This window comes from Martelella lutilitoris, assembly GCF_005924265.1.
Taxonomy (GTDB): Bacteria; Pseudomonadota; Alphaproteobacteria; order Rhizobiales; family Rhizobiaceae; genus Martelella; species Martelella lutilitoris.
On the sequence record NZ_VCLB01000008.1, the window covers coordinates 110,214 to 122,623 of the forward strand.

The following is a 12,410-nucleotide window of genomic DNA, read 5'->3' on the forward strand; positions in this document are numbered from 1 at the left end:
ACGGTTGAAAACCTCGGAAACAACCGCGCCGGCGATTTCAGGCGCCCTCATCACTGTCCCCCTTGGTCAGCGACGACGGAACGTCCCGTTGCCGCGTAAAGGAGAATTCGGGTTCCGCCCTGAGCCGCACCTCGCGCGGCGCAATCGAAATGCCGGCCTCGCGGAACATGCGCCGCACGGCATCATAGACGAGCGGGCGCAGGGCAAACTGGGTGCCGGGTTTGCACTTGTAGACGATGCGCAGCACCATGGCGCTGTCGTCGATCATGACGATGCCGGCATTTTCCAGCGGCGCGACCAGGTTCCGGCCATGAACGGGGTCAGAGAGAAAGGCATCGTTCATGGCCCTGAAACGCGGCTCCAGCCCTTCGAGATCCGTCTCGAGCGGCAAGCGGAATTCCAGCCACATGGCCGCCCAGTCGCGCGACTTGTTGGCGATGGTGCGGATCTCGCCGAAGGGAACGGTGTGGATCGCGCCGAGCGGATGGCGGATCTGGACCGATCGGATGCCGGCCCGCTCGACCGTGCCGCTGGCGACGCCGACATCGACGAGATCACCGACGCGAAAGGCGTCATCGACAAGGAAGAAAATGCCGGAAATGACGTCCTTCACCAGCGTCTGGCTGCCCATGCCGATGGCGATGCCGACGATGCCGGCGCCGGCCAGAAGCGGCAGCACGTCAATGCCGAGCGCCGAGATCGCGATGATCGCCGCAATCGACGCGATCGTGATCAGCAAGGTGTTGCGTACCAGCGGCAGGACGGTGGCCACGCGGCTCCGGCGCAACGCCTTTTCCGCCTCGCCCGCCCCTTCCGCATAGGCCGCCTTCAACAGCATGCGCTGCGAGCCGATCAGCACGAGGTGCCAGCCGACATAGGCCAGCACCAGCGTGACGAGGAGCTGCGTCAGCGAGGGCATGATCGCGGTGATGCGCGGGTTGGAAAGTCCCTGCCAGGGGCCGCTCCAAAGGCGGATGAGCGCCAGCAGCGCCACAAGCACGGCGGCGGCCTGCCCCAGCCGGGCAAAGAACTGCGCGAAGGTCGGCACGTCGTCCGGCAGCGCCATCTGCGGTTCCGCCTCAAGCGCTGCCCGCCGCCGGGCGCGGTCGCGCGCATCCGCCCGCGCCGCCCAGTCATCCATCAGCAGGCAGCCGATGACGAGCGCCAGGATGATCATGAAGCTGAGAACCGAAAGCGCGCCCGCCTGCGGCCGGTTGAGCAGCAAGAGCAGCGACGTGCCGAACCAGGAGAGGCAGATGTAGAAGATCGCGAAGAGGTGCCAGACCGTGCTCAGCGACTTCCAGCCGAGCCCGCGGCTGCGCCCGGCCGGATCGGTCGCCAGGATCGCCGCCACGGAGAAACGGTTGGTCAGGCAGGCGATGATCAGAAGCAGCGTGACCACCGAGCGCGAGAACAGCGAGAGCGTCAGCGTTTCGTCGGCCGGCATGCCGGCCTGCCTCAGGAGCGATGTCGTGGCGAGAAAGAAGATTGCCAGCGCGAAAATGCCGACGGACTGCCAATAGAGCCTGCCGGCGGCCGGATCGGAGAGCGCCACGATCCTCAGATCGGCGCGTCCGGGCGACAGCGGTATTCGGGCAAGCAGCGCGAAGCCGCGGATGGCGAAGAAAGCTGTCAGATAGGTAACGACGAAAAGCTGCGCGCCGGGATCGGCCTGAACGCTCATCAGAAGCGGCCAGCCGCCGACCATGGCGAAGATCAGGAGTCCGGCAAGGTCGACGGCGACATGGATGATCCTCTGGGCGAGGCTCTTGGGATCGAACCCGGCCCTCAGCCGGCGGAAGATCGCCCTGAACACGGCTTCGGCGGCCGCGCCGAGGCCGAGACAGAGGATGACCCGCAGGACGACCGCGCCGAGGCTGAAGCCGTCCTCGCTCAGCCCATGCAGGAAACCGGAAACCTCGGCGGGGAAATCATCAAGCCCCAGCATCAGCACTTCAAGCCGTTCGGCCGCCGCCGTCGCATTGTCGGCAAAGAAGGAGAGAACGGCCCCCAAGCGCTCGATCGGCGACAGCTTTTCCGGCGCGTCGACGACCTCCTGGGCAAGAGAAAGGCGCGGCAACGCAAGGATGGCGAAAGCAAGCGCGGAAAGCCGCACCACGGGTCTTGCTGTCTTCACGGCGTCGCGCCCTCGTTTCGGGCAAAGGCGGAAGCGCGCGGCAGAACCCGCCAGGCATAGCGATCGACCCACAGATCGGAGAGCGCGCCGCCAAGCCCCATGCTGCCGCGGGTCCGGCCGCTCGCCGCGGCATCTTCCAGAACGCCGGACAGCGCATTGGCAGCGGCCGAGCGCGTGCCGGCGGCGGCGGCGCAATTGTCCAGCACGCCGGAAAGGTTCAACGCCTCGGCGTTCTCCTCAAGCTCGCTGACAAGAACGTAGAGCCGTTCATAACCGGCCGAATACGGCACCGGTCCCGGGCAATCGGAGCACATCACCATCGGATCGCCGAGATCGCGAAGGGCCTGATCGCCCTCGATCAGCTCGTAGTCGACATTGATGCAGTATTGCGCGTCAATGTGGATCCGGTTGACGTCGCGCTGGCCGTCGCGCGCGCCGGCGGCGCGAAAACGCAGGAGGTCGCACTGCTTCAGATCGTCCATGCCCTCAAGCGGCTTGAAACCCGCTTCGCCCATGGTCCTCAGCGCCGCCTGGCACTCGCGGCGCGGATCAATGGCCGAACCGGGCGCGCCGAGCACCGCGATAGGGCTTTGATTGCGCTCCACGTTCACGGCAACGGGTGACGGATTGAAGGGACTTGCCTCCTCGCCCAGCGCATCCAGCGTGTGCGCCAGACGCTCCGCCTTCAGGACGCGCGCGAGAAGCATAGCAAGGCGCTTTCCGTCTCCGGAAAGGTCGAATGCAAGGCCGGTCGGCGTGTCGTCGATCATTGCGGCGGGACCGAACCAGAGCGTGTTGTCCTTCAGCACGATCTGCACGTCGAAGACCTCTTCTGGAAAACCGGCGCCGATTCCCGTTGCCTGCGAGGCGGCCTCGAGCGCTTCGGCAATACGCGTGCTGGTTTCCGTCTCCGACGCCAGCGGCAGCCCGGTCCCCATCTCAAAAACCGGCGAGAAGGCAACGGTCAGCGTCACCGGGCTTGCCTCGATCTGAGCGAAACGCGCGGTCTCCGGCAGGCGGCCGGAAAAGGCGCAGAGCGCGTCCGCCTCCGGCACGCAGTCGTCAGCCACCGGGCGCAGATAGGCCCGACGGGGCTCCACGGCCTCCACCTGGGCATAGCCGAGAACGGCGTTTTCCGGATCGGCGATATCGGCGACGAGCGCCATCACCGTCCCCTCCTCCAGACCGTGCAGCCTGCCGGCATCGACCGTATCGCCATCGACGAGGAAGCGCTCCGGGCCGGCATAGCCTTGCCGGCCGAAGACCGGCTCATCGATCATGTCGCCTTCCCAGAGCGGGGTCTGCACCGCGCCCATGCCGAAGCCGCTGCCCTGGTTCAGTTCGGAAAGGACCGACTGGAACAGCTGGCGATAGGTGAGCGCCTGACCGCTTTCGAGCCTGGAAGCGATCGCGGCGGTGAAGAGGCCGAACCACTCGCTGTCATCGCCGGCAGTACCGCCGCTCATGTCGACCTCGCGGGCGACATCGTTCGAGCGCGTGGCATAAAAGGCCATGAAACCGCCGCCGCCCGCGACATCGCCGACCGCATCCGGCGCGGCATCGAGAGAACGGCTCTGCCCTGCGGCCTGCGAAAGATCGACGCCCAGAAGGGCGGGACTGACCTGACGGTCGGCGATGCCGCGCTCGAAGGCGCGCGTGCCGCTGCCCGAATGACAACTGTCCATGACGAAGAAGACATCGGCCCCGGTCCCGCGGATTTGTCCCAGCAGGGCGCCGATCTCGTCATCGCTGATCGCATTCGGCACAAGACCGGACCCTGCTTGCGCCAGCGCCGTGTCGGCCGGAAGGAAGATCTCGTCGAGCCCGTCTGTTTCGTCACCCTGCGGATCCAACTGGCGCGAACCGTGGCCGCTGAGGTGAACATAAATCTGGTCGCCATCCCGCGCCCGGTCCGCAAGCCCGGCAAAGGCCTCGAAAATCGCCGCCCGCGTCGGCCGCGCATCGGCCTCTTTCATATCGCCGAGAAGCGTGATGTCGGCAAAGCCGGACTTGTCCAGCACGTCGCGCATCAAGAGCGCGTCATTGGTCGGGCCGCGCAAATCGGGAATGTCGGGATCATCATAGCCGGCGACGCCGATAATCAGCGCGCGGGATTCGGCATGAGCGACGTTTGCTCCGAGGACAAGTGCCAGAAAGAACAGACGGAACAGTTTTCTCATGCAGAATTCCCGCGCAGTAAATGCAATATTATACAACTGATTAAAAGAACGATAGAAGCTTGCGCTCCTTCCGCGCAGATCGGCTGTTTACTTAGTCGACACTGACGATAGACTAGCTGATATTCAATCGTCAATTTCACAGGCCTGAAACATGCGTCTTGCGCGAATTGCCCTCCTCGCCCTCGTACCCGTGATCGTTTCGCCGCCGGTCCTCGCCCAGGAAGCCGCGCCCTTCGATCCGATCGGCTTCGAGCTTGAACTGGCTGCCGTCGAAGCTCTAGCGGAGCGGCTTGCCATGGTTGACGCGGCCATTGCAGCACTGGAAGCTTCGCCCGATCCGGACCCCGAAATCTATTTCGATCTTTCGGCGCTGAGGCTCGACATCCTGCGCGAGGCCGGCGAAACGGCGGCAGCGGCGGCCGCTGCCGAGGGGCTTGCCGATTTCGCGATCCGCATGAGCGGGCAGCTTGACCGCAATCCCCTCCCCTATCTTGATCTTGCGGCAACGTTCTACACCGAGACGGAAGCCTATCGCGAAGCCTTGCGCGTGCTCGATACCGAGATCGCCTATCGCCGGAATGGCGGACAGTCAGGCCAGGTCCTCGCCGATCTCCTGAACCGAAAGGCCGAGATTGCCCGGCTGCGCGGCGATATGGCAGCGGCCGAAGAATTCGCCGGTCAGGCCAATTTCGCAATCATGTCGATGCGCATGAGCAGACGCAGCGGACAGGACGGCGGGTTCAGCGCCATCGACGTCTTCTACGCCACGGACCGCGCGCGCACCGGCGACACGGACCCTGCCGAATTCTACGGCTACGGGCGCGGTGATCTCGAATATGGCGTCGTCACCGTTACCATTCCCGATACGCATGTGCCCGGCGCCATCGAGACGCCATCCATCTGGAAACTCGAATTCGGTCCCTCGCCCGCAAAGCACGTGATGGTGCAGAAGGTCGACCCGATGGAGGCGAATGCCTATTTCGCGAAGATGAACGACGAACTTGCGGAACGCGAACGCAAGGAGATCGTCGTCTTCATTCACGGTTTCAATACGCGTTTCGATGCCGCCGCCAAGCGCGCCGCCCAGCTTGCCTATGACATGGATTATCGCGGCGTGCCGGTGCTCTATTCCTGGCCGTCCGCCGGCCAGACGGTGCGCTATGTTGCCGATACGGCAGTCGTCCGGCTCAGCGGACGGCGGCTTTCCATGTTTCTGGAAGACCTGCGCGCCCGCTCCGGCGCCGACACGATCCACATCGTCGCCCACAGCATGGGCAACCGCGCGCTGACCGACGCGCTGGAACTGATGGCGCTGCGGGACGGGATTGAGGAAGGCGACGACCCGGTCTTCGGGCAGGTGTTCTTCGCCGCGCCCGATGTCGATGCCGGACTTTTCAAGGAGATGATGAAGACCATCCATCCGCTGGCCGAGCGCCTGACCCTCTACACTTCGGAAAACGACTGGGCGCTGGTCGCCTCGAGGAAGCTGCACGGCAATGCGCCGCGCGCCGGTCAGGGCGGCGACAGCGTGACGACGGACGAGCTGTTCGACACGATCGACATGTCCGACCTCGGCGAGGACATGCTGGCGCATACCTATTTCGCCGATGACAGTTCCGCGCTTGCCGACATCGTTTCGCTGATCTGGCGCAACCCGCCGCCGAACGTGCGGTGCGGCATGACCGAGACCGAAACCGCGACGGGCGAGACCGCCTGGAAATATCAAAAGGGCGGCTGTTTCGACAAAACCATGATCGGTCTGATCAGCCATTTGTGGAGCAAGAACGATATTTCACGCGAGGATATCTCAGCCCTGATTTCCGAACTCGTCACGGATCAGGCGGCGGCAAGCGAGATCGAAGGCCGGCTCGATACCTATATCGCGCCCGAGGGACAGGCCGCGAATTGACGTCCGCGCGCTTGGTGTCACCTGGTCGGCAGCTGCCGTTTGCCGCTCTTCTGCTTGCGCTGTTGCTCAGCGTCGTTCCGGCGCGGGGCCAGGAGGGCGCAACTTCGTTCCAGGCGCTGTTCCAGCAATTCTCGACGCTGTTTCAGGGCGGCGACTACGATGCGGCGGCTTCCGTCATGGAACAGGCGATCGCCGTCTATGACCGGAACCCCGGCAATCCGATCAAACGCGCCAGCCTCGCCTATTATCTCGCGCTAGCCTATGTGAATGCAGGCGATGCGAATGCGGCCCTGAATACAACGCAGGCGGCCTTTGCCTATCGCCCGGAACTGGTGAGCCGCTATCCGGAATTCTATTTTGTCGAGGGCTGGGCCAAGGCGCGGCTCGGTTTCATTGCGCAGGCGGCTGCATCCTATTCGGCCGGCGTCGGCCTGGCGGAAGCCTATAATGAGGGCGAGCCCGGCCGATTTGCGCCCGAAACGCTCGCGGCCATGCGGGTGCAGGAGGCCTATCTCTGGGCCCGCTCATCGACCGTGCCCTCGGCGAGGTTGACGATCGATCCGCTCTCCGCGGCGATTTCCAATCATGAGGCGCTGACCGGCGCGGAAAATTCCCATGATCGCTACCTGCTTGCCCAGGCGCTCTCCGCTCAGGGCTTCGAGATCGAGGCGCGCGCCGCCTTTCTCGACCTGATTACCGCAGCGGCGGAACCTTTCCGCACCCGGGCGCTCGCCCGTCTCGCGGTGCTGGAATGGACACTTGATGCGCGTGAGGCGGCGGCGGGAACGGCAAGGGCCGCGCTTGATAACGCCGAACATCTGGACGAGGCGCGCGCCGCCGTCATGCGGTCGCTGCTGATCGTCGCGACCGCGGAGGGGTTAAGCGAAGCCGATGTCGATGCGTTGATGGAGCAAATGGCCGTCATCGCGGACAAGGGCGCGGCGCTGACCTATGAGGACGCCGTCGATCTTCTCGAGATCGTCTCGATCATGGTCAGCACCGTGGACGAGCCTGCGCTGGACGACCCGGCCGCAGGCGGTTTCGTTGAAACCACGCTTGCCACGCTTGACGAGATCGATGACCTCTTCATCTCCGACAGCTTTGCGCGGCACAAGCTCGCCGACACCCGCCTGAAGCTTGCCCGCGCGGCCGAGACCCTCGGCATGATGGATCGCGCGCGGACGCTTTATCAGGACGTCTATTATTCCACCGCCGCTTCGCTGCTGGAGACAGCCGCCGCAGCTTCCGGTCTCGCCCGCCTCGGCGTATCGGTGGAGGGCGAACTCCGTGACGATCTCGATCTGCAGCTCACCTTCTCCGAGACCGCTGCCGGCGCGGCGGAGGCCTTTCTGAGCGGCATTCCCGCGCGTTCCGAAGGGCTGCAGCAGCAACAGATCGCCCGCCTTTCCGAGATCATGGAACAGGCGGTCGATTTAGGCTTCGATCTGCTGGAGGCCCGCACGATCATCGGGCCGATGGATGCCTCAAATGTCGATGAAGCCTTCAACCAGACCGGTCCCTACGTGTTTCCCTTCGAAGATGCGCTTGCCAAGGGCTACGCCGCTTCCGCCGGAGAGGGCTACTATGCGGACATTCTCGACGATGCCTTTCGTCAGATCCAGCTTTCCCGCCAGAGCAGCGCGGGCCGCGCGATCGCGGCGATGACAGCGCGCATGAGCGCCGGCTCGGATGAACTTGCCTTGCTGCTGCGCCAGCGCGACGCGCTGATTGCGGAACGCAACCGCATTCTCGAGCGCGCCGGCGAGGAGACGATCACCCGCTACGATCTGCTTGCCGATATCGAGCCGCGCCTTGATGCGGTGGAAGCCGAACTCGACGCAGCCTATCCCGACTACGGCAACTACGTCGCCAGCCGACCGCTCTCGCTTGAGGTGGCACGCGGCCTGCTGCGCGCCGACGAAGCGCTGGTGACCTACCTCCTCACCGGGCGCGGCCTGCATATCTTCGCCGTGACCCGCGAAAACGTCATCTGGGACCGGACCGTGCTTGATGATGGCTGGCTTGAGCAAACCGTGCGCAAGCTGCGCGCGACGCTTGATCCGCGCGGACCGCTGCGCGCGCCCGTGCGCGGCGCGATGACCCCGTTCGACCTCGGTTCAGGACCGGCCGAGACGCCGGAGGGCGGGTTCGACCTCGCGCTGTCCCATGCGCTCTACGAAAAGGCGCTCGGCCCCGTCCATGCCCTGCTGCCCGAGGGCGCGACCCTGCTGATTGCCCCCGACGGGCCATTACAGGCGATCCCCTTTGCGGCCATGGTCGCCGAAGCCCCGGATGAAAGCGTGACCGGGCCGGCGCGGTTTGCCGAAGCCCATTGGGCGATCCGCGACAATGCCTTCGCCACGCTTCCCCTGCCCTCGACGCTCCGCGCCCTGCGCGCTGAAAACGCCTCGCGTCCGGTCGGCGGGTTTCTCGGCATCGGCAATCCGCATTTCCGGCAAGATCCTGCCTGGCTCAGGCTCGCGCCGCTGCCGGAAACCGGCGTCGAACTGGAAACGCTCAACGCCATTGTCGCCGACGATAGCGGCACGCTGCTGCTCGGCGATGCGGCGAACGAGGACGCGCTGGCCCGGACGGCCCTCGAGGACGCCGCGATTATCGCCTTTGCCACCCACGGTCTGATGGGCGGAGAAGCGAACGGGCTCACCGAGCCGGCCTTGGCGCTGACGCCGCTCGACAATCAGGTCGCCGGCATGGCGGGGATGCGCGACGGCCTGCTGACGGCAAGCGAAATTGCCGCGCTGGAGCTCGACGCCGATTGGGTTCTGCTTTCGGCCTGCAATACGGCCCAGGGCCAGGGCGGCGAAGGCTCGGAGGGCCTGTCTGGCCTCGCCCGCGCCTTCTTCTATGCCGGCGCGCGCCGCCTCGTCGTCTCGCACTGGGCGGTGCAGAGCGACGCCACGGTGGCGCTGACGACCGGCATGTTCGACGCGCTCGCCGACATGCCGGACAATGACAGCGGCGCCAGGGCGCTCCGCCGGTCGATCCTCGCGATGATCGACGATCCGGAAAACCCGTCCTGGAGCCATCCCGGCGTCTGGGCGCCCTTCGTCACCGTCGGCTGGTGAGGCGCAAGTCTTGGCCATCAGTTGCCGTCACGGCCGGATGACAGGGCGCGCAGGGCATTGAGCACCACGGCAAGGTCGATCGCTTCCTGCAACAGCGCGCCGGCGACCGGATCGAGATAACCGGCGGCGGCAAAGCCCATCGCCACGACGGAAAGCGCGATGCCCGCGATCATGCTCTGATAGGCAATCCGCATGGTGCGGCGGGCGATCGAGAAGACAGGGACCAGAAGGCCGAGATCGTCGAGCAACAGCACCGCATCCGCCGCCTCGACGGAGGCCGCAGAGCCGCGCGCGCCCATGGCGACGCCGATGTCGGCCGCCGCCAGCGCCGGCGCGTCGTTGACGCCGTCACCGACCATCATCACCGCGCCGTTCTTGCGCTCGGAGAGCACGCTCAACACCTTCTGGTCGGAGGTGAGATTTGAGAGCACCCGGTCGAAGCCGAGACCGGAGGCCATGTGCCGCGCCGCTGCCTCGGCATCGCCGGTCGCAAGCACGATATTTTCGACGCCGTTGCCTCTCAGTGTATCGAAGACCGATCTGGCGCCTTCGCGCACCCGGTCGGAGAAGTGCAACTCGCCGACGTGCTCGCCGTCGACAAGAACGTGGACCACCGACGTGCCGGCCGGCGTCGCGGGCTTTGCCCAACCGCCGGAGCAACGCTTGTCCCGCCGGTGCGCCTCGACGAAATGCCGGCCGCCGACGACTACGTAACGCCCGTCCACATAGCCTTCGACCCCCTCGCCCGGCGTCTCGACAACCCTTTCGGGCTGGCTGAGCGAAAGCCCCTTCAGCTTCGCCGTTGCGACAAGCGCGCTTGCCATCGGGTGCTTGCAGGCGAGATCGAGCGAGGCGGCGATTTGCAGCAACTCCTCCTACGCATAGCCACCCTCAATATGGATATGCGTCAGTCCGGGCCTGCCGACGGTCAGCGTCCCGGTCTTGTCCAGAACGACGGAACGTACCGAGGCGATCGCCTCGATCACCTTGCCGCCCTTCAGCAATATGCCCTGCCGGGCCGCAGAGGAGACACCGGACATCAGCGCCACCGGCACGGCAAGGATCAGGGGACACGGCGTGGCCACCACCAGCACGGCGACTACGCGCAGCGGATCGCCGGTGATCCACCAGGTGGCGGCAACGCCCGCAAGCGTCGCGGCAAGGAAGAACAATGCGTAGCGATCGGCAAGGCGCGCCATCGGCGCCTTTGCGCCCTGCGCTTTCTCCACGAGTCGGACAATCCCGGCATAGGTGCTTTCGGCAGCCGCCCGTCGCGCCGTCATGTCGAAGGCATTGCCGACATTGGTCGCTCCGCTCAACAGGCTGCCGCCGGAGGCCTGGCGCACAGGCTCGGCTTCGCCCGTCAGCGCCGACTGGTCGAGCACGGCCACGCCCGAGAGAAGTTCGCCATCGGCCGGAATGACATCGCCCCGGCGGATCAGCAGGCGATCGCCCGGCAGGATGGTTTCCACCGGCACCTCCTCGGTCTGCCCGTCGCGATAACGCAGCGCCGTGCGCGGCGCCCGTTCGAGAAGCGCCGTCATCTCCCGGCGCGCGCGACGATCGGCCAGCACGTCGAGATAGCTGCCGCCGGCATACATCAGCGCGACAATGGCGGCCGCGAGCGTCTCGCCGAAGGCGAGAGCGCCCGTCATCGACAGCGCCGCCAGAAGGTCGATGCCGAATTCGCCGCGCTTCAGCGAGGAGACCGCATCCGCCACCAGGAAGACAAGCACCGGCAGGGTCGCAGCGAAAAAGGCCGCAACTGCCAAATCGGCGGCGCCGGAAAAGCGCGCGACGAGACCGACCGTCAGGCCGACAAGGGGAAACGCGACGAGCAATCGCCGCAGCTGTTCGCGGGACATCATGGCTTGCGCCTTTCGCGGGCAGTCCGACCCGCCGTTTCGCTGTTCATCACATCCATTCTTGATGGACGTGAAAAACGGACAATGATCGAGGTCATGCCACAGGCGGTTTGACGGTCTAGAGCGTCGAAACCCGCTTACCCGCTATGTGGCGATGCCACTTCCGATCCGCCGGATCGATCCGCCAGCCGTATAGGTGACGCCCTGGACCGCCTTGATCACCGGCGCGTCGGGCTTTTCGATCCTCCGGCGCAGAAGCCGGATCGCCTCCTCGGCCATGCCGATGCGGTCATAGCGGATCGTGTCGAGGCGCGGCGCGGTCATCGCCGACCAGCTTATATCGTCAAAGCCGATGACGGAGAAATCGTCCGGCACGGTCAGCCCGTTCTCCCGCGCGGCCTGCATCGTGCCGATCGCCATCAGGTCATTGCCGCAGACCATGCCGGTCCAGTCCCAGCTTTCGTGCTCGCCGAAATAGCGCTTGAAATATTCCAGCGCGGTTTCGTGGCGGTCGTGGCCGATGACAAGTTGTTCGCCGTTGGCATCCGGGCATTCCGAGACGGCGTCGAAAAAGCCGCGCATGCGTTCGCGCGGGCTGTAACGCAGATTGCCCGCAACAAACAAAAGCCGTCTGTGGCCGGCATCCAGCATCGCCTGGGTGGCAAGCTTCATGCCGGCGTAGTTGTCGACGATGACGCTGTCGAACCGCATCTTGGTGTCGACATTGTTGACCAGAACCAGACTTCCGTTTTCCTGAAAGAAACGAGCGACTTCAGGGATCGGGTCGACATAGAACATGAAGGCGGTCGCGGTTCCATGCGCTTCTGCCTGGCGGGTGACGAAGTCGAGATCCAGGTCTTCCTCGGGGATAAGCTTCGGAAAAAGCTGAAGCCCGTTCTCGGCGGCGGCGGCGACCATGCCGTCATAGGTTTCCTGGAAGATCGGATGCAGGCCGCCCGTGACCGGATGCATGGGCAGGTAGACCACGGTCTTGATCTCCGCCTCGGGCATGCGCGCGGGCAAAGCCCTTTCACGCTCGCTGTAGCCCAGTTCCTCGGCAATGCGGCGCACCCTTTCGCGCACCACCGGGCTGATGCGCTGGGCGCCGCCGAGCGCGCGCGAGACCGTACTGATCGAGACATCGGCGCGAAGCGCGATATCCGCCTGACTGATCTTCTTGCCTCTTGCCGTCATCGAAACCTTCCCCGTTTGGTATTCCCGCAGACAACCGCG

7 protein-coding genes are annotated in these 12,410 nt (G+C 65.2%); 2 read left to right on the forward strand and 5 right to left on the reverse strand.

Annotation, left to right across the window (positions count from 1 at the left end):
- Positions 1-37: 37 nt before the first annotated feature.
- Together FF124_RS15175 and FF124_RS15180 are read right to left on the reverse strand one after the other, a co-directional pair.
- On the reverse strand, positions 38-2,137 hold the full coding sequence (locus FF124_RS15175) for a mechanosensitive ion channel family protein (RefSeq protein ID WP_138749335.1): 2,100 nt from the start codon (positions 2,135-2,137) through the stop codon (positions 38-40).
- Positions 2,134-4,317, reverse strand: a complete 2,184-nt coding sequence (locus tag FF124_RS15180) for a caspase family protein (protein ID WP_138749336.1) — start codon at positions 4,315-4,317, stop codon at positions 2,134-2,136. The genes FF124_RS15175 and FF124_RS15180 overlap by 4 nt, the downstream gene beginning before the upstream one ends.
- A 151-nt stretch (positions 4,318-4,468) precedes the next feature.
- Here FF124_RS15180 and FF124_RS15185 point away from each other — a divergent pair, with 151 nt between their 5' ends.
- Both FF124_RS15185 and FF124_RS15190 read left to right on the forward strand, forming a co-directional pair.
- On the forward strand, positions 4,469-6,226 hold the full coding sequence (locus FF124_RS15185) for an alpha/beta hydrolase (protein ID WP_138749337.1): 1,758 nt from the start codon (positions 4,469-4,471) through the stop codon (positions 6,224-6,226).
- Between the two features lie 14 nt (positions 6,227-6,240).
- Entirely contained in the window at positions 6,241-9,312 is a 3,072-nt protein-coding gene (locus FF124_RS15190) for a CHAT domain-containing protein (protein WP_138749338.1), read from the forward strand.
- A gap of 17 nt (positions 9,313-9,329) precedes the next feature.
- Here the strand turns inward: FF124_RS15190 and FF124_RS20960 are convergent, their stop codons facing one another.
- From FF124_RS20960 to FF124_RS15200, 3 genes are all read right to left on the reverse strand, one after another.
- Entirely contained in the window at positions 9,330-10,181 is an 852-nt protein-coding gene (locus tag FF124_RS20960; RefSeq protein WP_342777065.1) for an HAD-IC family P-type ATPase, read from the reverse strand.
- Between the two features lie 6 nt (positions 10,182-10,187).
- The gene (locus FF124_RS20965; protein WP_342777066.1) at positions 10,188-11,180 is read right to left on the reverse strand and encodes an HAD-IC family P-type ATPase; all 993 of its coding nucleotides are present in this window, start codon (positions 11,178-11,180) and stop codon (positions 10,188-10,190) included.
- Between the two features lie 141 nt (positions 11,181-11,321).
- A complete protein-coding gene (locus FF124_RS15200; protein ID WP_138749339.1) occupies positions 11,322-12,371 on the reverse strand; it encodes a LacI family DNA-binding transcriptional regulator in 1,050 nt (349 codons plus the stop codon).
- Between the last annotated feature and the right edge of the window lie 39 nt (positions 12,372-12,410).

Bases quoted from the DNA above. Each gene is read 5' to 3' on its own strand.
- FF124_RS15180 (WP_138749336.1), bottom strand. From the start codon at position 4,317: ATGAGAAAACTGTTCCGTCTGTTCTTTCTGGCACTTGTCCTCGGAGCA.
- FF124_RS15200 (WP_138749339.1), bottom strand. From the start codon at position 12,371: ATGACGGCAAGAGGCAAGAAGATCAGTCAGGCGGATATCGCGCTTCGC.
- FF124_RS15185 (WP_138749337.1), top strand. From the start codon at position 4,469: ATGCGTCTTGCGCGAATTGCCCTCCTCGCCCTCGTACCCGTGATCGTT.
- FF124_RS20965 (WP_342777066.1), bottom strand. From the start codon at position 11,180: ATGATGTCCCGCGAACAGCTGCGGCGATTGCTCGTCGCGTTTCCCCTT.